This is a genomic window from Mycolicibacterium monacense, assembly GCF_010731575.1.
Taxonomy (GTDB): Bacteria; Actinomycetota; Actinomycetes; order Mycobacteriales; family Mycobacteriaceae; genus Mycobacterium; species Mycobacterium monacense.
Map to the genome: position 1 here is coordinate 1,952,042 of NZ_AP022617.1, position 24,190 is coordinate 1,976,231.

The 24,190-nt window shown below is 69.1% G+C and carries 23 protein-coding genes; 12 read left to right on the forward strand and 11 right to left on the reverse strand.

The genetic code is table 11. The annotated features are described in order from the left end of the window. The first annotated feature begins 2 nt into the window (after positions 1 to 2). The 3 genes from G6N49_RS09265 to G6N49_RS09275 all read left to right on the forward strand — a co-directional run bounded on the left by G6N49_RS09265 (position 3) and on the right by G6N49_RS09275 (position 5,283). Entirely contained in the window at positions 3 to 1,514 is a 1,512-nt protein-coding gene (locus tag G6N49_RS09265) for an acyl-CoA carboxylase subunit beta (RefSeq protein ID WP_011855733.1), read from the forward strand. 367 nt (positions 1,515 to 1,881) lie between these two features. Next, positions 1,882 to 2,709 carry a hypothetical protein gene (locus G6N49_RS09270; RefSeq protein ID WP_041310159.1) on the forward strand — a complete coding sequence of 276 codons (828 nt, stop codon included), beginning with the start codon at positions 1,882 to 1,884 and terminating at the stop codon, positions 2,707 to 2,709. 39 nt (positions 2,710 to 2,748) lie between these two features. After that, entirely contained in the window at positions 2,749 to 5,283 is a 2,535-nt protein-coding gene (locus G6N49_RS09275) for a hypothetical protein (protein WP_011855732.1), read from the forward strand. 11 nt (positions 5,284 to 5,294) lie between these two features. On the opposite strand, the gene G6N49_RS09280 is transcribed toward G6N49_RS09275, so the two are convergent. Next, the gene (locus G6N49_RS09280; protein WP_221222781.1) at positions 5,295 to 5,516 is read right to left on the reverse strand and encodes a hypothetical protein; all 222 of its coding nucleotides are present in this window, start codon (positions 5,514 to 5,516) and stop codon (positions 5,295 to 5,297) included. Positions 5,517 to 5,601: 85 nt separating this feature from the next. On the opposite strand from G6N49_RS09280, the gene G6N49_RS09285 reads away from it, so the two are divergent. After that, positions 5,602 to 6,384 carry a hypothetical protein gene (locus G6N49_RS09285; RefSeq protein ID WP_011855731.1) on the forward strand — a complete coding sequence of 261 codons (783 nt, stop codon included), beginning with the start codon at positions 5,602 to 5,604 and terminating at the stop codon, positions 6,382 to 6,384. Positions 6,385 to 6,389: 5 nt separating this feature from the next. On the opposite strand, the gene G6N49_RS09290 is transcribed toward G6N49_RS09285, so the two are convergent. Further along, positions 6,390 to 6,836 carry an MOSC domain-containing protein gene (locus G6N49_RS09290; RefSeq protein WP_011855730.1) on the reverse strand — a complete coding sequence of 149 codons (447 nt, stop codon included), beginning with the start codon at positions 6,834 to 6,836 and terminating at the stop codon, positions 6,390 to 6,392. 58 nt (positions 6,837 to 6,894) lie between these two features. Between G6N49_RS09290 and G6N49_RS09295 the strand changes: the two genes are divergently transcribed. Beyond that, a complete protein-coding gene (locus tag G6N49_RS09295; protein WP_011855729.1) occupies positions 6,895 to 7,926 on the forward strand; it encodes an NADP-dependent oxidoreductase in 1,032 nt (343 codons plus the stop codon). A 59-nt stretch (positions 7,927 to 7,985) separates the two neighbouring features. On the opposite strand, the gene G6N49_RS09300 is transcribed toward G6N49_RS09295, so the two are convergent. Beyond that, positions 7,986 to 8,234, reverse strand: a complete 249-nt coding sequence (locus tag G6N49_RS09300; protein ID WP_041925064.1) for a DUF6480 family protein — start codon at positions 8,232 to 8,234, stop codon at positions 7,986 to 7,988. A 226-nt stretch (positions 8,235 to 8,460) separates the two neighbouring features. Here G6N49_RS09300 and ripD point away from each other — a divergent pair, with 226 nt between their 5' ends. Beyond that, entirely contained in the window at positions 8,461 to 9,075 is a 615-nt protein-coding gene (ripD, locus tag G6N49_RS09305) for an NlpC/P60 family peptidoglycan-binding protein RipD (RefSeq protein ID WP_011855727.1), read from the forward strand. A 76-nt stretch (positions 9,076 to 9,151) separates the two neighbouring features. Here ripD and G6N49_RS09310 read toward each other — a convergent pair whose 3' ends face one another. Then, positions 9,152 to 11,194 carry a glycoside hydrolase family 183 protein gene (locus tag G6N49_RS09310; protein ID WP_011855726.1) on the reverse strand — a complete coding sequence of 681 codons (2,043 nt, stop codon included), beginning with the start codon at positions 11,192 to 11,194 and terminating at the stop codon, positions 9,152 to 9,154. A gap of 143 nt (positions 11,195 to 11,337) precedes the next feature. On the opposite strand from G6N49_RS09310, the gene G6N49_RS09315 reads away from it, so the two are divergent. From G6N49_RS09315 to G6N49_RS09330, 4 genes are read left to right on the forward strand one after another with little or no spacing between them, the layout of a single operon-like run. Next, complete coding sequence (locus G6N49_RS09315) at positions 11,338 to 11,982, forward strand: TetR/AcrR family transcriptional regulator (protein WP_041925063.1); 645 nt, start codon at positions 11,338 to 11,340, stop codon at positions 11,980 to 11,982. Further along, positions 11,979 to 13,064 carry a DUF1214 domain-containing protein gene (locus G6N49_RS09320; protein WP_011855724.1) on the forward strand — a complete coding sequence of 362 codons (1,086 nt, stop codon included), beginning with the start codon at positions 11,979 to 11,981 and terminating at the stop codon, positions 13,062 to 13,064. Before G6N49_RS09315 ends, G6N49_RS09320 begins: the two co-directional genes overlap by 4 nt. Further along, entirely contained in the window at positions 13,061 to 14,311 is a 1,251-nt protein-coding gene (locus G6N49_RS09325; RefSeq protein ID WP_011855723.1) for a sulfotransferase family protein, read from the forward strand. The genes G6N49_RS09320 and G6N49_RS09325 overlap by 4 nt, the downstream gene beginning before the upstream one ends. Before the next feature lie 54 nt (positions 14,312 to 14,365). Then, the gene (locus G6N49_RS09330) at positions 14,366 to 15,349 is read left to right on the forward strand and encodes a DUF808 domain-containing protein (protein ID WP_011560061.1); all 984 of its coding nucleotides are present in this window, start codon (positions 14,366 to 14,368) and stop codon (positions 15,347 to 15,349) included. A 145-nt stretch (positions 15,350 to 15,494) separates the two neighbouring features. Here G6N49_RS09330 and G6N49_RS09335 read toward each other — a convergent pair whose 3' ends face one another. Then, positions 15,495 to 17,114 (reverse strand): class I adenylate-forming enzyme family protein, encoded by a 1,620-nt coding sequence (locus G6N49_RS09335; protein ID WP_011855722.1) that lies wholly within the window; start codon positions 17,112 to 17,114, stop codon positions 15,495 to 15,497. Between the two features lie 50 nt (positions 17,115 to 17,164). On the opposite strand from G6N49_RS09335, the gene G6N49_RS09340 reads away from it, so the two are divergent. Further along, positions 17,165 to 18,277 (forward strand): spore photoproduct lyase family protein, encoded by a 1,113-nt coding sequence (locus tag G6N49_RS09340; protein WP_011855721.1) that lies wholly within the window; start codon positions 17,165 to 17,167, stop codon positions 18,275 to 18,277. A 9-nt stretch (positions 18,278 to 18,286) separates the two neighbouring features. On the opposite strand, the gene G6N49_RS09345 is transcribed toward G6N49_RS09340, so the two are convergent. From G6N49_RS09345 to G6N49_RS09370, 6 genes are all read right to left on the reverse strand, one after another. After that, on the reverse strand, positions 18,287 to 19,060 hold the full coding sequence (locus tag G6N49_RS09345) for an enoyl-CoA hydratase/isomerase family protein (protein WP_011560058.1): 774 nt from the start codon (positions 19,058 to 19,060) through the stop codon (positions 18,287 to 18,289). A 49-nt stretch (positions 19,061 to 19,109) separates the two neighbouring features. Continuing rightward, entirely contained in the window at positions 19,110 to 19,472 is a 363-nt protein-coding gene (locus tag G6N49_RS09350; protein ID WP_011560057.1) for an Hsp15 family ribosome-associated heat shock protein, read from the reverse strand. Between the two features lie 9 nt (positions 19,473 to 19,481). Beyond that, positions 19,482 to 20,552 (reverse strand): aldo/keto reductase, encoded by a 1,071-nt coding sequence (locus G6N49_RS09355; RefSeq protein WP_011855720.1) that lies wholly within the window; start codon positions 20,550 to 20,552, stop codon positions 19,482 to 19,484. Between the two features lie 28 nt (positions 20,553 to 20,580). Then, complete coding sequence (gene rox / locus G6N49_RS09360; protein WP_011560055.1) at positions 20,581 to 22,002, reverse strand: rifampin monooxygenase; 1,422 nt, start codon at positions 22,000 to 22,002, stop codon at positions 20,581 to 20,583. A 226-nt stretch (positions 22,003 to 22,228) separates the two neighbouring features. Beyond that, on the reverse strand, positions 22,229 to 22,807 hold the full coding sequence (locus G6N49_RS09365; protein WP_011560054.1) for an ATPase: 579 nt from the start codon (positions 22,805 to 22,807) through the stop codon (positions 22,229 to 22,231). 14 nt (positions 22,808 to 22,821) lie between these two features. Beyond that, entirely contained in the window at positions 22,822 to 23,214 is a 393-nt protein-coding gene (locus G6N49_RS09370) for a TA system antitoxin ParD family protein (RefSeq protein ID WP_011560053.1), read from the reverse strand. Positions 23,215 to 23,322: 108 nt separating this feature from the next. Here G6N49_RS09370 and G6N49_RS09375 point away from each other — a divergent pair, with 108 nt between their 5' ends. After that, on the forward strand, positions 23,323 to 24,189 hold the full coding sequence (locus tag G6N49_RS09375) for an EamA family transporter (RefSeq protein ID WP_179967744.1): 867 nt from the start codon (positions 23,323 to 23,325) through the stop codon (positions 24,187 to 24,189). The last annotated feature ends 1 nt before the right edge of the window (position 24,190 follow it).

A 24,190-nucleotide genomic window follows, 5' to 3' on the forward strand; every position in this document is an offset into this window, starting at 1 on the left:
AATTGTTGCGCCGCCGCGCGCTGACCGAGGACGCCGCACGCCCGGAGGCGGTCGCGCGCCGGCACGAAGCCGGTGGGCGCACGGCGCGCGAGAACATCGCCGATCTGGTCGACGAGGGATCGTTCGTCGAGTACGGCCGGTTCGCGATCGCCGCCCAGCGGGCGCGTCGCGACCTCGACGACCTGATCGCCCGCACCCCCGCAGACGGGCTGATCGCCGGGACGGCACGGATCGGCGGCGCCGCCTGCGCGGTCCTGTCGTACGACTACACCGTGCTGGCCGGCACTCAGGGTGCTCTGGGGCACCGTAAGAAGGATCGGCTGTTCGACCTGATCGAGCGGATGCGCCTGCCCACGGTGTTCTTCGCCGAAGGTGGCGGCGGACGCCCGGGGGACACCGACTTCCCGGTGGCGTCCTCGCTCGACGTCCGCGCGTTCAAGCTGTGGGCCGGGCTCTCGGGCCTCGTCCCCCGGATCGCGGTGGTCAAGGGTCGGTGTTTCGCGGGCAACGCTGTCATCGCGGGCTGCGCCGATCTCATCGTCGCGACGTCGGACACGTCCATCGGCATGGGTGGTCCGGCCATGATCGCCGGCGGCGGCCTCGGTGACGTACCGCCCGACGCGGTCGGACCCATCACTACGCAGGAACCCAACGGGGTGGTCGACATCGTGGTGGATGACGAGGCGCAGGCCGTCGCGGTCGCCAGGACACTCATCGGCTACTTCGGTGGGCCGGCCGCACCCGGCGAGGCCCCGGACCAGAGTGCTTTGCGCACAGCGGTTCCCGAGCGCGCGCGACGCGCCTACGATGTCGCGCCGATCATCCGGACTCTGGCCGACGACGGTTCCGCGACGTTCCTGCGCGAGCGCTTCGCCAGGGAGATGGTGACCGCGCTCATCCGCATCGAGGGCCGGCCCGTCGGTGTGCTGGCCAACGACACCCGCTTCATGGCCGGCGCCATCACCGCGGCGGCCTCGGACAAGGCGGCGCGCTTCCTGCAACTCTGCGACGCGTTCGACATCCCGGTGCTGTCGCTGGTCGACTGCCCGGGTTACATGGTGGGACCGGCCGCGGAGGCAGAAGCTCTGGTGCGCAGGGGATCTCGGCTCCTCGTCGCGGGTGCGGCATTGCAGGTGCCGTTGATCGCGGTGGTGTTGCGCCGAGGATACGGCCTGGGTGCGCAGGCGATGACCGGCGGCGGACTGCACGAACCGCTGCTGACGGTCGCCTGGCCGGGCGCGCATCTGGGTCCGATGGGGCTCGAAGGCGCTGTGCGGCTCGGCCTGCGCAAGGAACTCGAGGCGATCGCCGACGACGCGGAACGCGAGGAGGCGGTGCGGCGGGCCACCGCCGCGGCGGAGGACAACGCGAAGGCGCTCAACGCCGCCGCCGTCTTCGAGATCGACGACGTGATCGACCCGGCGGAGACCCGCAGCCTCGTCGCCGCCACCCTGGCCGCGGCCTCGGCCGCCCCACGCGAACGGCACCCGCACCGGTTCGTCGACACCTGGTGACCGGTCGCGGTTGACCGCCGAAGCGCCGGGTGACACCCAGCCCGTGCCACAGAACACGGACTGATCGTCGCCGACCCGCGGTCGAAGTGATGGGCGCCGGTAGCGGATTCGAAGCCGGCCCGGCAAACCGGTCAAGGAGTGCACCTACTGTGGCGCCGCCCTCCTGACCTGCGTGGTCCAGGTCATGTATCTACGCCCAAGTTAATTAGTTCGTCGCCGTTCACGCAGCTCACGGCGCTGCTCTCTCATACTTTCTCAGATTTTTCTGTTGATCTTGTAAGCAACGGGGTATCCGGCTCAACACCACAGCCGAGCGCATGCGACTCGGTAGCTATGCCGACCAGGAGCGGACGGAAAGGTGCACGACATGACCATCGACGGACTTACCCCCGAGGAACTCTCGGCCGAGAGCGCCATTGCACTCCCGGACAAGGAGGTCGTCTCGATCCTCGACTTGAACGCTGACGTGGACGTCGCGATCGATGCGGCGTCGCCGATCGACCTTGCCGCGGCCGCGAACCTGAACGTCGCCGCACCGATCGACGCCGCCGCGGGCGCCAATGTGCTGTCCTACGGCTCGGGTGCGCAGGCGGTCGTCGACCAGGGCGCGATGATCGACCAGAACCTCGAAGCGGACGCCTACGCCTCGTCCACTCAGGTCAGTGGCATCGACCAGGGCGGAATGGACACCGACGCCGACGAGGTCCCCCCGACCGATGGCACGGGTACCGGCACCGACACCGGCACCGACGGCACGGGCACCACCGTGGACACCAGCCCGGCCGCACTGCTCGACGGCAACCTGCTCAACGTCAACGTCAACGTCGACCTCGACGCCGACCTGGCCGCACCGATCAGCGGCGCAGTGGCGGCCAACGCGAACGTGGCCGCCCCGATCAACGCCGGTGTGGCCGCCAACATCGGCTCGGTGGACTCCGATGCGATCTCGGTCGCCGAACAGGACGCGATCATCACCCAGAACCTCGAGGGCAGCGCAACGGCGATCTCCAACCAGGATTCGGAGATCTCGCAGGGTGACAGCGACGCCGGCGACACCACCGGCGGCACGGCCGACGCAGGCACCGACTCCGGCACGGGCGGTACGAGCAGCGCGGATTCCGGTGGCTCGAGCGATTCCGGCGGCTCGGGCTCCACCGGCAGCAGCGGGGACGGCGGGGGCTCGACGGCCGGCTGAACCGCCTGACACGCGAGGGGAAGCACTCCTGTGACCACGATGGGCGCCGAGCCGACCCAGGCCGGACTGCAGCGCGCCGACGGTGTCGAGCTGATCGGGGAGATGGTGGGATCCGGTTACCGGGTCCCACCCTCCCTGGTCCGCCGCGCCGACGGCCAGACAGTCCAGCTGACGCCGCTGCTCTATGCCGTGTTGCGGGCCATCGACGGCCGCAGGTCCGCGGCCGAGGTGGCGCAGGAGGTCTCGTCGTCCACCGGCCGCACCGTCAGCGAGGACAACGTCCGCCACTTCGTCGACAAACTTCGACCGCTGGGCCTCCTGGTCCGGGCGGACGGCGCCCAGCCGGCGCTCAAGAAGCAGAACCCGTTGCTGGGCCTGCGTTTCCGGTATGCGGTGACCGACCCCGACCGCACCCGACGGGTGACCGACCCGTTCCGGGTCCTGTTCCGGACGTGGGTGGTGCTGCCTGCACTCGCGGCGTTCGCGGCCGTGTGCTGGTGGGTGTTCTTCGAGAAGGGCCTCGCGTCCGCGGCGCATGACGCGTTCGAACGGCCCGGACTGCTGATCCTGGTCTTCGTGGTCACCATCGTCTCGGCGGGCTTCCACGAATTCGGCCACGCCGCCGCCGCACGCTACGGCGGGGCGACTCCCGGCGTGATGGGTTTCGGCGTCTACCTCGTCTGGCCGGCGTTCTACACCGACGTCACAGACTCCTACCGGCTCGGGCGCGGCGGCCGCATCCGCACCGACCTGGGCGGTCTCTACTTCAACGCGCTCGTGGCGGTCGCGATCACCGGGCTGTGGCTGTGGATCGGTTACGACGCACTGCTTCTCATCGTGGCCACCCAGATTCTGCAGATGCTTCGCCAGCTGGCGCCGCTGGTGCGGTTCGACGGCTACCACGTCCTCGCCGACGTGACCGGAGTGCCCGATCTCTACTCCCGGATCAAACCGACCCTGCTGGGCGCCCTGCCGTGGCGGTGGGGCGATCCGCACGCGCGTTTGCTCAAGCCGTGGGCCCGCATCGTGGTGACGGTATGGGTGGTGGTCGTCGTTCCGCTGCTGCTGGCCACCCTGGCGCTCGCGGTGTGGACGCTGCCGCGTCTGGTGGGCACGGCGTGGGCGAGCCTGAACAAGCAGCAGGACGTTCTGCTCACCGCGTGGGCCGACGGCGACATGATCCAGGCGATCGCCCGGGTGCTGGCGATGACGGCGATCGTCATCCCGGTCGCCGGCGTGATCTACATGCTGGTGCGGTTCGTTCGCCGCACCGTCGCGGGTGTCTGGAAGAGCACCGCCGGGAAGCCGCTCATGCGGATGGTCGCGGTGGCGGCCGGTGCGGTGATCTGCGCCGGTGTCGCCTACGCGTGGTGGCCTGACGAGGCGGCCTATCGGCCGATCCAGCCGTGGGAGCGCGGAACGATCGGCGACATCGTCTACGCGCTGAAGTCCGACGACATGGGCGGACCGGTCCGGCGCGACGGCGACCCGCGACTCGTCTCGGCGCCCACGTTCGTCAAGGGCCAGCAGGGCGTGATCCAGGCCGTCTGGGACACCGACGCCCCGATGCCGACACAACAGGCCCCGCAGTTGGCGCTGATCATGGTGCCCCGACAGGAGGTCGACTACACCGGAAGCAGTGGCAGCGCGGGCGTCTCCGGCGGTGGCGCGGTGGCGGGAAGCACCACCGGCGCCGACGACGGCTGGGTGTTCCCCGTCAACCGGCCGCTCGCCCCGGAGCCCGGCGACAATCAGGCTCTCGCGGTCAACACCACCGACGGCACCACGGTCTACGAAGCGGCGTTCGCGATGGTGTACGTGACGGACAACTCCGACGCGATGAACGTCAACGAAGCACAGGCTTACGCCTCGTGCGACTCCTGCGCCGCGGTGGCGGTGGCGTATCAGGTCGTCTTCGTCATCGACAGCGACCCCGCCGACGACAACGTGGTGGCCCCGCAGAACCTGGCGGGCGCGTTGAACTACGAATGCGCGAACTGCCTCACCTATGCCCTGGCCCGCCAGGTGTTCATCACCCTCGACGAACCGCTGTCCGAGGAGGCCACCAAGGAACTCGACGCGGTGTGGGCCGAGTTGGCGCAATTCGAGAAGGACATCGAAGCCGGCAAGGTCCCTCCCGATCAGATCGAGGCGCGCCTCGACGGCTACACCACCCGGATCATGGCGATCGTCGAGAAGGATCAGCCGGGAACGATCCCGACGACCAGCGGGACCCCGCCGACGACGAGCACCGGCGTCGCCACCTCGACCACGGTCGCGCCGTCGACCACCGCGCCGTCGACCTCGGCACCGCCGACCGTCAGCGGTACGAGTCAGGCCCCGACCACGGCGGGGGAGACGGCCGTCGAAACCGCTGCCGAAACCGCCACCACCGATCCGTCGACGGCGAGCACGTCGGCACCGGCGACGGCGGAGAGTTCGGCGCCCAGCGAGCCGACCGCGACCAGTGATCCCACCGCCGACGGGACCACCTCCGGTGACACGTCGGGCGCCACCTCGGGTGACACGAGTGCGGACACCGGCACCTCAGACGGGACAGCCACCACTCCCTGACCGAGCAACGCTCACTCCTCGTCGCGTCGGCCGAGCGCCGCGCGGATCAGCGGGAGGAACCACCCCGACAGCGGCCACACCGCCGCGAGTGCCACCGCGCACAGCACGCTGACGGTGTTGAACACGAGACGATCGCGTCGGCCGCGTTCGTCATCGCCGAACTGCCGCCGCAGCAGCAGCACGGTGGTCAACAACCATCCGCCCAGGTACAGGGCGATGAGCAGATACCTCATCACCCGCCGTTGTACACCACCGGAGGCGCAACTCGCGCCCACGTCGTCCCGTCGGTCTCACGGTAAGCCCATAGACTGACCGCCCGTGGGCATCGTCTTGGGTTTCGCGCCGTGGGTTGTGTACTGGATTCTGATGGGCAACGTGCCGTTCGTCGTCGCGGGTGTGGCGGCGTTGGTGGTCGCCGTCGCCGCCCTGCTGCTCGGACCGGCGCGGCACGCCTCGGGCCGCACGCTGGACATCGGAGCGGTGGTCACGTTCGCCGTGCTGACGGTGCTCGCCCTCGTGGTGAGCGATGCGTTCGCCGAGCGCTGGTTGGCCCCGCTGAGTTTCGCGGGCATCTTCGTCACCGCTCTGGTGGGTGTGCTCGTCAAACGCCCGTTCATCCGGGAGTTCGCCGCCGCGGGTCAGCCCAAGGACATCGTCGAGACCGATCTGTTCGAGCAGGTCACCGCGCGGCTCACCTGGATCTGGGTGGGCGTGTTCGCGGCCATGGCGGTGTCGGCGGCGATTCCGCCGCTGATCCGCAGTGACGCGTCGATCCTCGACACGGACACCCCGGTGACCTTCGTCTTCTACTGGGTCATTCCCTTCCTTCTCGTCGCCGCGGGCGCGCTGGCTTCGCGGGTGCTGCCGGAGCGGATGACCGCCGGCGCGGGGGACATCACGCGGAAGACGACGTTCGTCGCCTACAGCGAGGCGGCGATCGACGAGCTGTACTACCTGGCTCAGGAGCACGTCAACCGCGAGGTCGGTGCCGGTCAGGAGGCCTACAACGTGCAGGTCGGCGGTAAGGGCACCCCGCTGGTGGGCGACGAGTCCCGGCAGTCCTGGCCCGCGACGTACAAGGTGCGCGAACGCCGCCGCTGACGCGGTCAGCCCTCGGCAGGCGGCTCCGTGATCGTCACCGCGTCGCCGATGCGGATCGTGCCCGAGGTGAGGATCCGGCACGCCGACCCCGCCCGCCTGCGCAGCGCCGCGGCCGCACCCGCCCCGATGTCGTCGTCGAGCAACCGGCACGGAGCGAGGATGCGCACCACTTCGAGTTCGACCTCGCCGATGCGCACCCGGGTTCCGGGCCGGATGGGGATGTCGCCGGCGTCCACGGTGATGTTGCGGCGGGTCGCCCCGTAGTCGAAATCGCGTCCGAGATCACGGGCCGCGAGGTCGAGCAGTTCGGCGGACTGGATGGAGACGTGTCGATGCCGGGTGCCGTGGTAGCGGTCACCGACCAGTCCCAGGCCCGCTTCGGCGACGACCTCGTCGACCGACCGGACGGGCAGCCGACGGGCCTTGGCGGTGTGCAGGGCGACCACGATCACCGCCGCGATTGTACGGAGTCCGGCCCGAAACCCGCTGGGGTGCCGTAGGTTCGGGCACGTGCCGGACCCGATGAACCGCCAGATCGTGTTGCGTCGCCGCCCGGTCGGCCTGGTCGAGCCGTCAGACACCGAACTCGTCGAGTCACCGGCGCCCGAGCCCGCCGACGGCGAAGCGCTGTTGCGCACCACGTTCGTGGGCATCGACGCGGCGATCCGCACGTGGCTCAACGATCAGCGCGGCTACCTGCCCCCGGTGCAACTCGGTGAGGTGATCCGGGCGGCGGGGATCGGCGAGGTCGTGCGGTCGCGGTGTGACGCCTTCGCCGTCGGGGATGTCGTGACGACCCTGACGGGATTCCAGGAGTACGCGATCATCCGCGACGATCTGTTCAGCACGCCGATCGCGGGGCGGGAGAAGGTGGACCAGCGCGCGGTCATGTCGGTGTACGGGCCGACGGGCGCGACCGCCTACTTCGGTATGACTGACATCGGGCAGCCGCGGCCGGGGGAGACGGTCGTGGTGTCGGCGGCGGCCGGTGCGACCGGTTCGGTGGCCGGGCAGATCGCGAAGATCGCCGGTGCTCGCGTGGTGGGGATCGCCGGCGGTCCGCTGAAGTGCCGAACTGTGGTGGAGGACTTCGGATTTGACGCGTGCATCGACTACCGGTCGGCGGATCTGGCGGCGGCGCTCAAGGAGCACTGCCCCAAGGGGGTCGACGTCTACTTCGACAACGTCGGCGGGGCCATTCTCGACGCGGTGCTCGGACGGCTCGCGCAGAACGCCCGGGTGGTGCTGTGCGGGGTGATCTCCAGCTATCTCACCGGGGAACACCCCGGACCGGCCAATTACGTCAACCTGCTGTCGCGGACCGCGCTCATGCAGGGGTTCAACGCGCTCGATCAGTGGGGCCGTTTCCAGGAAGCGTTCGCCGCACTGCGCAGCTGGGATGAGCAGGGTCTGCTGGTGCACCGCGAACACGTCTTCGAGGGCATCGGCTCGTGCGTCGATGCGCTCAACGGGCTGTTCGCCGGGGTCAACATCGGCAAGATGCTCGTAAAGATCGGGGAACCGACCGTCCAAACGGGCTGAGCGGCATAGGCGTTCGAGCCTTCCATGCCAGCGACCCGGGGTTCCCCAGGATCGCGTAATCAGTCGAGGACACCGGTCATGTTGAGCACCATCACGACCGCGATGGCGAGGAAGATCAGCGCGAACACCGCGACGGCCACGATGGTGGTGACCGACCCCGGAGTGATCCGGCGTCGGGGGTTCTCCTCGACTTTTCCGATTCCCGACATCTGGTCCGAGTCGGGCGGCGTCGCGCCGGGCGTCACCCCACCACCGGATTCGAGGTCCGGCGTCTGCGCCGGCTCGGGGTCGGGCGGTATCGCAGTCATCGGTCTCGGTCTCCCTCTTGAGGCGGCTGTCGTCGGCCACCGCATACCCCTGACCCGGCGGCTCACACGGGCGTCCACCCACCGATCGATCACCGTTGGGTCTCACTACTGCATCTCTTCGCTCCGGCGGGCCGTTCCAGATGGAAAGAGGCGTGTTACTGGAGGTACAAGTGATGCTGGTGGGAATTGCCCACCGCTCGGGTCGAAGTCGAGAGGTGAATGTGAGATGAGGCGCATCTACGCCGTCGTCATCTGTCTGGCGCTGTCGTTGGCGACAGCGGGCACCGCGAGTGCGGAGCTTTTCCCGCTTCCGACCCGCAACCAACAGGCCGTCGACCTGGTGATCGCCCGCGCGCTCTCGCAGCGTGGCGTCCCCTTCGCCTACGGCGGCGGCAACACGGCGGGTCCGACGCTCGGCAACCCCGGGGGCAGCAGCGCCCCCGCACCGGCGGCGGCGCCGCCTGGGGCGATCCCGGTCGACGGCACCAACGGCGCCATCCCGATCGCGGGCCTCCCCGCTGCGGCGCCGGCCCTCGTGCTGCCCGAGCCGCCGCGGCCGCAGGTCGTCGGATTCGACGCCTCGGGTCTGATGGTCTACGCGTTCGCCGGCGCCGGGCTCAAGATCCCGCGGACCTCGGGCGACCAGTATCTTGTCGGGCGCAAGGTGCTGCCCTCCCAGGCGCTGCCCGGTGACCTGATCTTCTACGGCCCCAACGGCACACAGAGCGTCGCCATGTTCATCGGCGGCGGGCAGATGGTCGAGGCCACCGACCCCGTCGTGCAGGTCTCCCCGGTCCGCACCAACAACATGGCGCCGTACCTGGTGCGCTACATCGACTGAGCGTCGACACCCGCCAGTTCTACCTCAGGGTCGTCCCACCGTGATCGGAACGACCACTGGGTAGAACTCGCGCGGCTCAGACGTAGACGGCCTTCAGCGGCGACAGGTCGGTCTGCATCAGCACGACGTTGTAGTCACCCCACAGCGACATGTTCCAGTAGAGGTTGTTCAGGTCGGGCTCGTCGTTCTCGTCCTTGAGATCGCCGGTCCCAGACCACGGATGGATCATCGGCGCATACAGACCCGGGTACTGCTTCGAGGTCGCGACGGTGACCGGCGCCGACCACGGGCCCTCCGGGGTGTCCGCGGTGCGCAGACGGATGTTGTTGTTGCCGTCGCCGTAGAGCACGACGTACTTGCCCAGGTACTCGTTGTACTGCACCGACATCTCGCTGACGTTGCCGCCGGTCTTGGCGCCGAACAGCCCGCCGAGATAGCCGCCGAACACCTTGGGGTCGTTGGCCCAGTCGACGACGAAGCCGAACAGGCCCGTGGACCGCTTCGAATCACCGATGATCGGCGCGGCGACCGCAGGCCGGTTGCGGACCCACTTCGAACCGTCCCAGTACTCGTACTTCGACAGGTCGGTCACCGAACCCTCGGCGACGCGGGAGACGTAGGCCGATCCGGCCCGCCCCGACGGCGTGCCGAACGCGTAGAGGTAGCGGACGCCGTCCTCACCGACCTGATCCTCGGGTTGCAGGACGTATGCCGCCTGCTGGAAGTTCTGGCTGCCCGCCACGTACCGCGTGCTCGACCGGAACCATCCCGCGGAGCGGATCGTCGACGGCGCCAACACCCACTTGTCCTGGGACTGGTCGTAAATCGAGATCGCCGAGTAGTTGGTGGTCCAGCGGCCCGGGGTGTCCCAGGACTTGACGGACATGAAGTTGACGAACTGCTTGCCGTCGATCTGGATGCCCGAGGTGGGGATCTGGGTGACCTCCGAGCCGAACAACCCGAGCCGGCCCTTGAAGGGGCCGATGAAGCGTCCGGCGTATCCGGTCTGCACGAGTTGCAGGCCGTTGGTCAGATCGTTGTCGGTGCTGATCAGCAGCACGTTGGACCGCCAGTCGCCGGTCATGTTGGCGTTGGCGAAGGTGTCTCCGAAGGCGACGTGGACGAAGCGTTCCCCGAGCCGGATTCCGCCGTCCCACATGATGCCGAGGTCGGTGCCGCCGATCCCGAAGTTGTTGGGCACCTTGCCCGTCACCCAGCCCTTGTTCACCGACGGCAGGGTGGTGGGGTAGGGAGTGACCACCGCGGCGGCGACGATGGTCGACTGCGCGGGCGCGGTGGTGACCGGCCGGGTGAATGCGCGCTCGAATTCCCGGCGCGCCGAGGCCAGCAGCGCCCACAACGCCGGCGGGGGTGCGGGCGCGGCCGGAAGGTTGGCGATCAGCGGAGCCAGGCCGACGGCGGCGAGCAGTCCGGAGAACGCCTTGGGCAGGTTCGGCGGGGCGGACGGCAGCGACCGGGCCGTCCGCGCGACGGCCGCCACAGGTGTCGGGGCGACGCTGGGTGGCGGCGCGTCCGCGCTCTCGACGTCATCGGCCGGATCGGGAGCTGTTTGCGCCGGCGCGTCGGCGACCGGTTCGGCCGGGGTCTCGATGGCGCGGGGCTCCTCGACCACCACCTCGACGTCGGCGTCGATCACAGCGGTGTCCTCGGCGCTTTCCTCGATCGGGTCGTCGTCGCCTCTGTTCGACGGTGTGGACGGCCGCGGCGTGTCGGGGATCGTCTCGGTCTCGTCGTCGAGTTGTGGTTCCTCGACCGGCTTTTCGAGTTGTGGCTCTTCGGCGGGCTCTTCTTCGGCGGGGTCGTCGGAGCCGCTGTCGTCGAGCGCCTCGTCGTCCTCGTCGGTCTGGTCCTCGGTCTGGTCCTCGGTCTGGTCCTCGTCGTCGGACCTGGTCGCCTCCCGGTCGGGTTCCGACGCCTCGGTCGACGACTCCTTCGACGGGGACGCCTGGGATGAGGACTCCGATGACGCACCCGATGAGTCGCTCGAGTCGGCCGCCGCGACGCCGTACCCGAGGGTCACGGCAGCGCCGACACCCAGCGCCACGGCGAGAGCGCCGATCCGGCCCACGTGTGCGGCAGCGCTCGTCCTGGATCTCATCGGCCAGTTCCCCTTGTCGTCGGCGGCGTCGATACCGAAGTGATCATCGCCGATCGACCCGCGAGTGTTTCTGTTCTCAACTTTCTCGCCCCGATCTCCCGATTCTGGACACATATACGTGACACTGTGTAACGCTTTGCGACGTGGCAGTCCCGAAGGGCGTGGAAACCGATGCCGATGCGTCGATGGCCCCGCCGCGCGGGCGACGCCGTGACCCGCGCACGCAACAGGACATCCTCTCGGCCACGCGGCGGCTGCTCGTCCGTGACGGCTACGACCAGGTGTCCGTCGATGCGGTGGCGCGCGAAGCCGGGGTGAGCCGACCCACCGTCTACCGCCGTTGGCCGTCGAAGGCCCACGTGGTCTTCGATGCCGCGTTCCAGGTGAACGGGTCGAGCGAAATCGCCACCGGCACCGGTGATTTCACCGCCGATCTTCGCAGGTTCCTGCGATCGGTGGTCGAGTTCTGGCGCGAACCCGTGGTGTACGCCGCCACCCTGGGCATCCTCGCGGAACGCCACCGCTCTCCCGAATTGCGCATCCGCGCCCAGCAGTTGCTCGACGAAGCGACCAGGACCCGCTTCACCGCACTGGTCCGCGACGGCATCGCACAGGGCGCCGTGGCCGCCGACATGGACGCGGACTCGTTGTACGACACCGTGATCGGCAGCACCTTCTACGCGGTGTACGTCCGGGATGTCACCGACGGTGCCGACCTCCAGGCCTACCTCACCCACCTCTGCTCCCTCGCCACCCAGGGGGCAGCCGACAGAGACGAGAACCGATGACGCAGGCTGATCGACGCCACCCCGACCTGTCCGAGGCGTTCCGGGAGCTGCTCGACGAACTGCGGGTCGTCGAGGACAAGTTGCTCGCCGCCGATCCGCCACTCGAGGACGCCGACCTGCTCGACGGGTACCGCCTCACGTTCAGCCTCCTGCGGGTGGCGGTCGACGCCTACGTCTGGGGTGACAAGGACAACCCCCGGTTCGTCGACGTGATCGGGCCGTACCTCAAGTGGGGCGGTGACAACTCCGACGCGTTCTACCAGATCGCACCGATCGATCCGAGGCGCACGTATCGGGTGCGCGGTAACCGGGGCGACGCCGTGTACCTGTCGATCACCGTCTACGGCGGCCCGGACGACGGCCGGTACAGCAACCGGATCGTCGGGACGCTCAACGACCGCGATCTCGAGTTCGACGACAACGGCGACTTCGAATTCACGTTGAGCCCGGATCCACAGCCCGGCGCATGGCTGAAACTCGACGACGACGCGGTGATCGCGCTGACCCGCGACTATCTCACCGCACCGGAGACCGGCCGGCGCACGCAGTGGACGATCCAGAGCGTCGATCCGCCGGCCCGCCGCCATGACGACGCCCAGGATCTGGCCCGCCGAATGCGGGCCGCGCGCACCTGGATTCGTGAACAGTGTTCGTTCCTGCCGACCCGGATCGACCCACCCAACGAGATCCTCGAACCGTTTCCGGTGCCGCAGAACGCCTACGGCTGGTCCGCGGCCGACGCGGCCTACGCCATGGGGGCCTACGAACTGCAGCCCGATCAGGCGCTCGTGGTGGAGGGCACGTCACCGGAGTGCGCGTTCTGGAACCTGTGTCTGTGGAATCCGTTCCTGCACACCTACGACTACACCTACGAGCGGGTCACCCTCAACGGCGCGCAGGTCACCTACGAACCGGACGGGTCGTGGCGGATCGTGATCGCCGACCGCGATCCGGGGCATCCGAACTGGGTGTCGACCGCGGGCCGGCGCACGGGGCTGATCTGGCTGCGCTGGTTTCTGCCCGAGGCCACGCCCGCGCGGCCGCAGTGCCGGGTCGTCGACCTCGCGGAGGTCTCCCGGTGACCGCGCGAGTCGCTCGCCCCGCGCCGATCGCCTTCGACGACCTCGCCGCCCCTGTCTACGCCGAGGCGGCCCGGCCGCTGCGCGACGGGTTGGCCGCCTACGGCGCCACCCTGGACCTGTCGCCGCAGGCGCTGATGTCCACGGCCGTGGACCGAGCGGGTCTGACCGACTTCGGGGAGGACGGATTCCGCGACCGGCTCGGGGTGCTGTGCGATGCGCTCGACACCGAGGCCGCGCTGTCGGACGCCGGCCGGGCGGTGGCGTTCGAGCAGTTGACCCAGCACCTGGTGAACCGGCTACGGCTGCAGGATCTGATCACCCGTCACCCCGAGATCCTGGCCGTTCCGATCGAGCGTCCGATCATCATCTGTGGGCTGCCCCGCACCGGCACCACCCACCTGCACAACATGATCGCGGCCGACCCCGCGATCCGGTACCTGCCGTACTGGGAGAGCCTCGAACCCGTGCCCGCACCGGGGGAGGACGACCCGCAGGGCCGTCGGGAGCGGTGCGCGGCCGGCCTGGACCTGGTCCACACGGTGATGCCGGAGTTCAGGCGGATGCACGACATGACCGTCGACCACGCCCACGAAGAGATTCAGCTGCTGGCCAACGACATCGGCGGGATGTTGTTCGAGACGACCTTCCACGTACCGCGCTTCGCCGACCACTACAAGGCCCATGACCAGTCGGCGTCCTACGCCTACCTCAAGCGGACCCTGCAGGCCCTGCAGTGGCAGGGCGGTGGAACCCGGTGGGTGCTCAAGTCCCCACAGCACCTCGAACAGTTCCCGGCACTGGCGTCGACGTTCCCGGACGCGACTTTCGTTCTCACCCACCGCAACCCGGCGGAGGTCATCCAGTCGATGGCGACGATGATCAGCTACGCGGCACGGATGTCGTGTGAGCACCCGGACCCCGTTGAGCGCACCCGCTACTGGGTCGAGCGTTCCGCCGATCTGCTCACCGCGTGCGTGCGCGACCGCGACGTGCTACCCGCCGACCGGTCCGTCGACATCCGCTTCGAGGATTTCATGGCCGACGAGGAGGCCACGCTGGCCGCGATCTACGCGGTGGCCGGCCAGCCGTTCGACGATCGCGCCCGCAGCGCAATGGCCGAGTTCCGGGCCGATCACCCCCGCGGTAGGCACGGCGGCGTGATCCACCGCCCGGCCGACCTCGGGCTCGACGTCGATCAGGTGGCCGCCCGGCTGAGCGATTACCAGCGGCGTTTCGTCGCTTCCTGACGCGAGGAGTCGACCGGGCTCCTGCGGGTACCCTCGCGCCATGGAGGACATGCGATGAGCGCGGGCCTGTTCGGACTTCTCGACGATGTCGCCGCGCTCGCCAAGCTGGCAGCGGCGTCGGTGGACGACGTCGGAGCGGCCGCCGGGCGCGCCACCGCCAAGGCCGCGGGTGTCGTGGTCGACGACACCGCCGTCACCCCGCAGTACGTCCGCGGGATCGCCGCCGAGCGCGAACTGCCGATCATCAAACGCATCGCGATCGGCTCACTGCGTAACAAGCTGCTGTTCATCCTGCCCGCCGCCCTGCTGCTCAGCCAGTTCGTGCCCTGGCTGCTGACCCCGATCCTCATGCTCGGCGCCACCTACCTGTGCTTCGAGGGGGCGGAGAAGGTGTGGGGCCGGATCCGCGGCCACGAGGATCACGAATCTGCCGTCGTCGGGCACGATGCGGACGCCGAGCGCGCCGTGGTCACAGGGGCCATCCGGACCGATTTCATCCTGTCGGCGGAGATCATGGTCATCGCGCTCAACGAGGTCGCCGACCAGTCGTTCCTGCCCCGTCTCGCCATCTTGGTGGTGGTCGCGTTCTTCATCACGGTGGCGGTGTACGGCGTGGTCGCAGGCATCGTCAAGATGGACGACATCGGGCTGGCCCTGACTCAACGCTCATCCCGGTTCGCACAGCGGGTCGGCCACGGCCTGGTCGCCGGCATGCCCAAACTGCTTGCCGCGCTGGCGCTCATCGGCACGGTCGCGATGCTGTGGGTCGGCGGCCACATCCTGCTCGTCGGCACCGACGAGCTGGGCTGGCACACCCTCTACGGACTGGTGCACCACGCCGAGGAGGCCGTCCACCACGCCGTGGGCGGCATCGGCGGTGTGCTCGCCTGGCTGGTGAACACCGCGGCGTCGGCGGTGATCGGCCTGGTCGTCGGCGCGGTCGTGGTGGCGGTCGTGCATGTTCTGCCGTTCGGCCGCAAGAAGCACCACGCCGAATCCCACGCGGCCGGGCCGGAAGCCGAACCCACCGGCGATTGACCGCCCCGCGCAGCGGGTAGCCAGGCACCGTGACCGCACCCGATATGCCTGAGGCCGGAGACCACGTCGACGCCACGGAGGACGACGGGTCCGCGGAGTTCCAGCCCGAGGACGGGGGAGCGGCCCCTCCCTCACCGCGGGAGCGCTAGGTCGGCGCCACCGACGGCAGCACACCGTCGGCGATCATCTTCTTGACCGCCTTGCGATCGAGTTTGCCGCTCGCCAGCACGGGCAGCTGATCCGCCCCGACCACGGCCCATCGGGTGGGCACCTTGTAGGCCGAGAGTTGGGTGCGCGCCCGGGCGGACAGATCCGTGACGTCGACCTCGCCGCGCGCGGGTACGACGGCGGCGCACACCTGTTCACCCCGCTCGGGGTCGTCGACGCCGACCACCACGCACTGCACCACGTCGGGGAACTGCTCGACGACCGCCTCCACCTCCAGCGGCGAGACGTTCGCGCCCGCGGCCTTGATCAGTTCGCTGGTGCGTCCGACGTAGAACAGCCGCGGGTCTCCTTCTCTGCGGTAGACGCGGTCGCCGGTGTGGTACCAGCCGTCGGCGTCGAAGGTCTCCGCGCGTTCGCGCTTGTTGTAGCCGGCCATCACGCCGATACCGCGGACGAGGAGTTCGCCGACGGTGCCCTCCGGAACCGCCTGGCCCTCGTCGTCGACGATCGCCATCTCCGTGAAGGCGAACCCGCCCGCGGTCTCCGACATGGTCCGATGTACGGGATAGCCGTCCGGCACGTCGGTCATCGCGATGTCGAGCGGGCCGTCCCGCAGCATCGGCGCGCTGCTCAGGTCGCGGGCGGCGAACGAGGGGTGGTCGCGCAGCCGCTGGGTGAAGGCCGGCCACCCCACCAGCCCGGTGGCCCGTTCCCGCTCGATCAGGTCGAGTGCGGTCTGCGCGTCGAGTCGCGGCAGCACCAGCACGGTGACGGGTTCGTGCAGCGCACCCGTCGCCGCCAGCAGGCCGCCGATCCAGAAGAACGGCATCGCACACAGGATCCGCACCGGCCCCGCGGATCCGGTGACCGCGCGCACCGCGGCCGGCCACCCCGACGTCTGCCGGACCACGGTGCCGTGGGTGTGCAGCACGCCTTTGGGATCGGCCGTCGACCCGGAGGTGTGCACCATCACCGCCAGGTCCGCCGGGGACACCTCGTCTTCGACCGCCGCCAGCACCTCGCGGGACACCGTCGCCTCCGACGAATCGTGAGGTGTCACCCAGGGGCGGTCGGCCCCACCGGTCAGCACGACACTGCGCAGATAGGGCGCCTGCGTCAGCGCAAGGCGGCCGGCGGGCTGATCGGCCAGCCCCGGGAACGCCTCCTCGAAACGCTGCGCGACGTCGATCCCGAGCACCGCCGACGGGCCGACCACCAGCGCGACGTCGGCCAGCCGCACCACCTTGGCCAGCTCAGCTGGTGTGTACATGGTGCTCAGCGGTACGGCCAGCGCTCCGATGCGTGAGACCGCCAGCCACCAGACGATCCAGTCCACCCCGTTGGGGAAGAACAGACCGACGCGCACACCCTTGCCGACGCCCCGGCCGAGCAACCAGCGGGCGACCTCCGCCGAGCGCCGTTCGGCATCGCCGTAGGTGAGCCGCTCGGTCGGGGAGATCACGTAGGCCTGGTCTCCGAACTCGCGGGCGCTGCGCGCCAGGAGAGCCGGGATGGTGGGGCGCGGCGGGATCACCTGCCGATCTTCTCCGACGGGATCACACCGGCCACCGCGGGGTCGCGCCGGAGGTTGATCCACCTCACTCCCGGTACCGGAACAGCGGCTGTCACACACACGTTGATACGGCCATGACGTTCGATCCGGGCAGCGGCGACTCTGTGCACCGGGCTCCGGTCGACCTGGCCGATCGGCTTCTCGACATCAAGCGGATCTACCACGAACCCGGCATCGAGCGGTTCCCGCGGGCCCGCGCCGTACTCGAGCGCTACCCCGACGCCGAGCGGGTCGAGGTGCTGTCCCATCAGGCGATCCCGGGTCTGTACGGCAACGAGGGCAACGTCGAGGACTGGGTGCGCAACAAGCGCGAGGTCCTCGTCATCGGTGAGAAGAAGAGGCTCAGCGCCCGACGCAACGAACGCTCCAGCGACTGGATCGCACCGTCGACGGCCAACGGCTGCGCGATGGCGTGCTCCTACTGCTACGTCCCCCGACGCAAGGGTTATGCGAATCCGATCACGGTGTTCGCCAACATCGAGAAGATCACCGGCTACCTGGAACGGCACGCCGCGCGTCAGGGCGCCAAACCCGAACCGAACCAGTGCGACCCGATCGACTGGGTGTACGACATCGGTGAGAACAGCGACTGCTCGGCGGACGCGCTGGTGTCCGACAACGTCCGCGACCTCGTCGACCTGTTCGGGCGGATTCCCAACGCGAAGGCCAGTTTCGCGACGAAGCTGGTCAACCGTGACCTGTTGACGTACGAGCCGCGCGGGGGGACGCGGGTGCGCTTCTCGCTGATGCCGGCCGAGACGTCACGCCTGGTCGACGTGCGGACCTCGAAGATCTCCGACCGGATCGCGGCGATCGACGATTTCGTCGAGGCGGGTTACGAGGTGCACCTGAACTTCAGCCCGGTGATCGTGCACGAGAACTGGATCGCCGACTGGGCCGACCTGCTCGAGCAGATCGCCGACCAGACCAACGACCGCACCAGACGACAGTTGGCGGCGGAGGTCATCTTCCTGACCCACAACGAGGGGCTGCACGACGTCAACCTCGGCTGGCATCCGAAGGGCGAGGAGCTGCTGTGGCGGCCCGATCTCCAGCAGCTCAAACGCAGTCAGAGCGGTCAGTGGAACGTCCGCTACAAGAGCCCCTGGAAGGGAAAGTGGGTGCAGCAGCTCACCGACCTGGTCGCCGACAGACTGCCGGACTGCCGTATCCGCTACGCGTTCTGAGCCGTCGCGTCAGCGGCCTTTCCACTGCGGTTTGCGCTTGTCGCGCCACGCCTGTATCCCTTCGACGACATCGTCGGTGGCGGCGGCGACCTTGCGCATGGTCTCGCCGAACCGGACGGATTCGATCCAGCCCATGTTCGCGGTGCGCCACGCCACCTCCTTGGTCGCCCGCTGAGCCAGCGGCGCGGCCTCGGTCAGGGTGCGGGCCCATGCCTGCGCCTCGGCCTGCAGGTTCTCGGGCTCGACCAGCCGCCAGACCAGGCCCACCTCCTTGGCCCGTTGGGCCGTCATGGGCTTGCCGGTGAGGAGGAGCTCCATCGCGTCGGCCCAGCGCACCCGCTCGGGCAGCCGGATCGCGCCGACGATGGTGGGCACTCCGAGCGACACCTCGGGAAACGAGAAGGTGGCCGCGGTGCTGGCGATCACGAAGTCGCAGAACAACACTCCGGTCAAGCCGTAGCCGACGCACGGCCCGTGCACGGCCGCGATGGTCGGCTTGAACAGCTCCATACCGCTTTCGAACGAGTTGATGGTGGGCTTCTCCCAGAACGTCCCGGCGAAGGTGCCGACCGAGCCCGCGCCGTCTTTGAGGTCGCCTCCCGCGCAGAAGACATCTCCGGTCGCGGTGAGAATGCCGACCCAGGCGTCCTCGTCCTCACGGAACCGGTTCCAGGCGGCGTTGAGGTCCTCGCGCAGCGCTCCGTTGATGGCGTTGCGGGCCTCGGGCCGGTTCAGGGTGATGGTGGCGACGTGGTCGGCCAACTCATAGGTGACGAGAGTCATGCCTGCACCCTAGTTTCGCCGGGTCACCGGCTCCCTCACACGCTCGGAGTCATTGCCCCGCGAGCCATCTGTCGAGCCGTCGGCGGTCTCGTTTCGTCGGCCGTCCTGCGCCCCGGTCACGGACCGCCAGTGGGATCTCGGTGGTCTTGGGCGCAGGCGGGGTGCGGTCGAGGTAGCACGTCACCGCATCGGCCGCACCGACCCGCTTCTGGATCACCCGCACCACCTCGACGATCCGCATCCGGTCGCCGACCAGGGCGCGCACCTGGTCGCCGGGTGCCACGGTGGTCGACGGTTTGGCGGGCCGGTCGTTGACCCGCACGTGCCCGCCCCGGCACGCGGCTGCGGCGTCCGGCCGCGTCTTGGTCAGCCGGACCGCCCACAACCAGCGGTCTATACGGGTCGAATCCATGGCAGACCGCTAGACATCGGAGCTCTCTCGCCACAGGTCGATTCCGGATTCGGTTGCGTACCGGTCGATTTCGGCGAGCTCGTCGGCGGTGAAGTCGAGGTTGTCGAGGGCGCCGAGGTTCTCTTCGAGCTGCGCGACGCTCGACGCGCCGACGAGTGTGGATGCGACGGTCGGGTCACGGAGCACCCACGCCAGCGCGAGTTGGGCCAGCGACTGTCCGCGACGTTCGGCGATGCCGGCCAGACCCCGCAGCTGCTCGCGCACCCGGTCGGTGACGTGCTCATCGTTGAACGTGGGTCGTGCTGTGGCACGGTCGATCTCGCTCGGGTCGGACTCCAGGTAGCGGTCGGTCAGCAGACCCTGGGCCAGTGCGGTGAACGCGATCGCACCCATCCCGGCGTTGCGGAGTCCGGTGGTGAGGTCGCCCTCGATCCACCGGTTCAGCAGTGAGTACGACGGCTGGTGGATCACCAACGGAGTGCCGAGACGTCTCGCGATCGCGGCCGCTTCGGCGGTCTTGTCCGCCGAATACGACGAGACCCCGACGTAGCGGGCCTTACCGGCTCGCACCGCGGTGTCGAGCGCGCCGACGGTCTCCTCGAGCGGTGTCGTCGGATCGATGCGGTGCGAGTAGAAGATGTCGACGTAGTCGAGGCCGAGACGGTCGAGTGATTCGTCGAGGCTGGCGAGCAGGTAGGCCCGGCCGCCGAGCTGCCCGTACGGTCCGGGCCACATGTCCCAGCCGGCCTTGGTCGAGATGATCAACTCGTTGCGATACGGCTTGAAGTCCCGGCGCAGCATCCGGCCGAAGTTCTCCTCGGCCGAACCGTACGGCGGGCCGTAGTTGTTGGCGAGATCGAAATGCGTGATGCCGCGGTCGAAGGCGTACCGCAGCACCTCGCGTTGCACGTCGAACGGCCGGTTGTCGCCGAAGTTGTACCAGAGGCCCAGCGAGATCGCGGGCAGCAGCAGCCCGGAGTCACCCACCCGCCGGTACGGCATCGAATCGTAGCGTTCCCGCCTGGCCACCCAGGGGTCGTGGGAGAAGGGCGCGTCACCGATCAACAGGTCTCCGGACATGAGGGCAATCGTAGTGACGCGGACCGGATCAGTCCGGAGCGCCGAACCATGTGGGCAGATGGGCGACCAGATCATCCTGATCGGAACCGACCCACGCGACGTGTCCGTCGGGCCGCAGGAGCACGCCCGGCACCTCCAGTTCCTCGCTGACGTCGACGATGTGGTCGACGCGAGCCGCCCACCCGCCGACGGAGAGCTCACCGGTCTGGTCGAGCAGCAGCCCGCGGCCATCCCGCATCAACTCGTACAGTCGGCCCCGCGTCAGCGGGACGTCATGCAGCCGCCGGCCGAGCAGGTGATGCCCAGCGCCGACGTCGTAGCGGACACCGATCGCGGTGACCTTCTCGGTGAGGTACCGGTTCACCTCGTCGAATTCGAAGAGTTCCGCCAACAATCGGCGCACCGCGCGCGGACCCGGTTCCAGCGACATCAGTTCCATCTGCGCCCGGCTGGTGTTCAGCACGTCGGCGGCCACCGGGCGGCGTTCGGTTTCGTAGGTGTCCAACAGGCCTTCCGGTGCCCAGCCGTCGATCTGCGCCGCCAGCTTCCAGCCCAGGTTGAAGGCGTCCTGGATTCCGAGGTTGAGTCCCTGTCCACCGGCGGGCGGGTGGACGTGCGCGGCGTCGCCGGCCAGCAGCACCCGACCGACGCGGTAGCGATCGGCGAGCCGGGTGGCATCTCCGAATCGCGAGAGCCACCGCGGGGAGTGCACGCCGAAGTCGGTGCCGGCCACCGCCCGCATCCGTTCGCGGAACTCCGCCAATGTCGTTGGGGCCGTGCGGTCCTCAGCGACACGTTCGGCCGGGACCATGACACGATGCATTCCGTCGCCCAGGGGCATGGCACCGAAGCGCCAGTGCCGGGTGCGGACGTCGTCGATCACGGCGGCCACGGTCGCCGGATCCTCGGTCATCATCATCTCGCCGAGCAGCGTCTCGGTGGTGCTGGGGTCGCCGGTGAAGCCCACCCCGAGCAGTTTCCGCACCGTACTGCGCCCGCCGTCGCAACCGACGAGGTAGCGCCCCCGCAGCTGCGCGCCGTCGGCCAGCTCGACGGTCACGGCGTGCGCATCCTGGGTCAGCCCGACCACCTCACGGCCGCGCCGGATCTCGGCGCCGAGTTCGGCGGTACGCTCGGCCAACAGCCGGTCGGTCACGGGCTGGCGGATCCCGAGGATGTAGCCGTGCGCGGTGTCCAACTCGAGTGCGGGCTTGGGGATGCCGGCGAACAACCCTCCCAATGGGTGTCGCTCACCGTGTGCCAGGAACCGCTCGAGCATCCCGCGCTGATCCAGCACCTCGATGCTGCGCACGTGCAGTCCGAGCGAGCGCACATGCGCCGCCGGCTCCTCGTCCCTTTCCAGCACCAGCACTGCCACGTCGTGCAAACGCAACTCGGCCGCCAGCATCAGGCCGGTCGGTCCGCCGCCGGCGATGATCACATCGAACATCGATCTCCCCATTTCTCGGATTGGCGAAAGGTCCGGAGAAACAAGGCCTTTCGCCGAGGCCCGACGATTCTGGGGCATGACGGGGGTCTTGCCGCAAGCCCCCCGGTGGGCTATAAATTGAGAGTGGGAGCGGTTCGCTCCTCTTCAACCCAAGCCCCGGACCTCGGTATTGCCGTTGGGTGACACCGGGCGGAACCGGCTGCGGCGCCCACTCCGGAGATGAATTTCAGGCAGGCCAGTGCTGCACCAGTGGCGCCGGTGTCCACTCCGGCCACGCCGGCGCGCCGATCGGCTCACCGCCGGTGAACTGGGCCACGATCCTCGGTCCGCGTCGGCGGCTGTTGTCGTAAACGGTTGCACTGTCACATGATTCGATCGCCTGAGCCGCGAGATCCCATAGCCGGCGGTATCGTTCGCGGATCTTGTCCTCCGAGACGCGGTGCCCGCCGGCGAGTACGCGATGCCGCACGCGTTCCACCGACAGATCCTCGGGGACCAACAAGACGTGCACGACGACGGTGTAGTCGCGGCCGTGCGCTTCGGCGATGAGGTCCAGCTTCGAGGGATGGGAGAACACCGTCTCGGCGATGAAGGAGCGACCCGAACGGATCAGGGCGCTGCGCGTGGCGGCCGCGATCCGGGCCGCCTCGTAGGAGTGCTGCTCCGCATCGTCGGGCCAGCGCTGCCTGGCGATCTCGTCGGCGTTGACGAACGGGCTGCCCGGCAGCAGCGGCGCCAGGGTGAACGCGACGAAGGTGGACTTACCGGCCCCGTTCGGCCCGATGACGAGGTCGAGTCGGCGCATCCCGGCCGGCCGGGTCAGGCCGGGGTGTCGTCGAGGACGACCGACGTGCCGTCGGGCCGGTACTGCACGATCCGGCCGGCGTCGTCGAGGGCGACGGTGGTGATGCCGCGGGCCGCCAGCAGTTCCCCGTAGTCGGCGCCGGCGAGCCGCTCCTCGATCGCCGCGGAGATCTCGGCGTTGAAGACCACGCCCTCCTCGCGGTTGAGGGTGTCGAGGCCGGCTACTCCGGCCAGCGCGGCTTCGACGCGCCTGCGGGCGGCGGTGTGGTGACTCGACACCGCCCGGCCGACCCGCGCCCAGTGGTCGAGTTGCTGTTTGGCAGAGCGGCTCTGGCGTGCGCCCTCGACCGCCGCACTGTCGATCAGATCGGCGGCGACGCGAGTCACCCGGTCGGCGACGTCAGCCATGGCGCACCCCTTCGTAGCAGGATGCTACAAGTGTAGCAATCTGCTACAGAGTCTACCGGCTGCCGGCAACCCGCAGACACCGTGCAGCGTGATCAGTTAGATGCAGTGGTGACCGCAGATCGGGCCCGCAGCGGCGTCCTGATGGCCATCACCGCACAGGTCTCGGTTCAGATGGGGATGGCCGTGGCCGTCGGCCTCATCGATCGGATCGGTTCGGACGGCACCGCCTGGTTGCGGTTGGCGTGGGCGGGGGTCTTGCTGCTCGTGGTGGTCCGCCCGCGGCCCTCGGCGTTCACGTGGCGGACCTTCGGCATGTGCGTCGTATTGGGCTGTGTGAGCGCGGCGATCACGCTGCTGTTCATGGCGTCGCTGGACCGCATCGCACTCGGCACCGCCACGGCCCTGGAGTTCCTCGGCCCGCTGGCCGTCGCGGTCGTGCACGGCAGCGGCCGTCACCGGGTGGTGTGGCCCGGGCTCGCCGCAGTCGGGGTGGTGCTCCTGTGCCGACCGTTCGACGGCGGCATCGACGTCAAGGGTGCGCTTCTCGCGATCGCCGCCGGTGTCTGCTGGGCGATCTACATCCTGCTCACCCAGCGGGTCGGCGACCAGGTCTCGGGCGTCAACGGGCTGGCTGTGTCGATGCCCGTCGCCGGGGTCGTCTCGAGCCTGTTCGTGAGCACCGCGGTCTTCGAGCGGATGACCCCGCAACTGCTCCTGATCGGTCTCGGCATGGCGGTGCTGCTGCCGGTGGCGCCGTATGTCCTGGAGTTGTTGGCGCTGCGGAGGTTGACGACGGCCGCCTTCGGCACGCTGATGAGCCTCGAACCGGCCTTCGCGATGGTCGTCGGGTTCGTGCTGCTCGATCAAGCGCCCGGCGTCGCGGGCATCCTCGGCATCGCCGCGGTGGTCGTCGCCGGGATCGGGGCTGCCCGCGGCGGGGGCCGGGAGATGGCCGTACCACTCGAGGTGGGGTGAG

What these genes read in the sequence shown, in the direction of transcription:
- ripD (WP_011855727.1), top strand. Translation starts at nt 8,461, where the DNA reads ATGAGGCGCATCTACGCCGTCGTCATCTGTCTGGCGCTGTCGTTGGCG.
- G6N49_RS09270 (WP_041310159.1), top strand. Translation starts at nt 1,882, where the DNA reads ATGACCATCGACGGACTTACCCCCGAGGAACTCTCGGCCGAGAGCGCC.
- G6N49_RS09370 (WP_011560053.1), bottom strand. Translation starts at nt 23,214, where the DNA reads ATGGCTGACGTCGCCGACCGGGTGACTCGCGTCGCCGCCGATCTGATC.
- G6N49_RS09355 (WP_011855720.1), bottom strand. Translation starts at nt 20,552, where the DNA reads ATGTCCGGAGACCTGTTGATCGGTGACGCGCCCTTCTCCCACGACCCC.
- G6N49_RS09350 (WP_011560057.1), bottom strand. Translation starts at nt 19,472, where the DNA reads ATGGATTCGACCCGTATAGACCGCTGGTTGTGGGCGGTCCGGCTGACC.
- G6N49_RS09310 (WP_011855726.1), bottom strand. Translation starts at nt 11,194, where the DNA reads ATGAGATCCAGGACGAGCGCTGCCGCACACGTGGGCCGGATCGGCGCT.
- rox (WP_011560055.1), bottom strand. Translation starts at nt 22,002, where the DNA reads ATGTTCGATGTGATCATCGCCGGCGGCGGACCGACCGGCCTGATGCTG.
- G6N49_RS09300 (WP_041925064.1), bottom strand. Translation starts at nt 8,234, where the DNA reads ATGACTGCGATACCGCCCGACCCCGAGCCGGCGCAGACGCCGGACCTC.
- G6N49_RS09320 (WP_011855724.1), top strand. Translation starts at nt 11,979, where the DNA reads ATGACGCAGGCTGATCGACGCCACCCCGACCTGTCCGAGGCGTTCCGG.
- G6N49_RS09280 (WP_221222781.1), bottom strand. Translation starts at nt 5,516, where the DNA reads ATGAGGTATCTGCTCATCGCCCTGTACCTGGGCGGATGGTTGTTGACC.
- G6N49_RS09340 (WP_011855721.1), top strand. Translation starts at nt 17,165, where the DNA reads ATGACGTTCGATCCGGGCAGCGGCGACTCTGTGCACCGGGCTCCGGTC.
- G6N49_RS09345 (WP_011560058.1), bottom strand. Translation starts at nt 19,060, where the DNA reads ATGACTCTCGTCACCTATGAGTTGGCCGACCACGTCGCCACCATCACC.
- G6N49_RS09275 (WP_011855732.1), top strand. Translation starts at nt 2,749, where the DNA reads ATGGGCGCCGAGCCGACCCAGGCCGGACTGCAGCGCGCCGACGGTGTC.
- G6N49_RS09365 (WP_011560054.1), bottom strand. Translation starts at nt 22,807, where the DNA reads ATGCGCCGACTCGACCTCGTCATCGGGCCGAACGGGGCCGGTAAGTCC.
- G6N49_RS09330 (WP_011560061.1), top strand. Translation starts at nt 14,366, where the DNA reads ATGAGCGCGGGCCTGTTCGGACTTCTCGACGATGTCGCCGCGCTCGCC.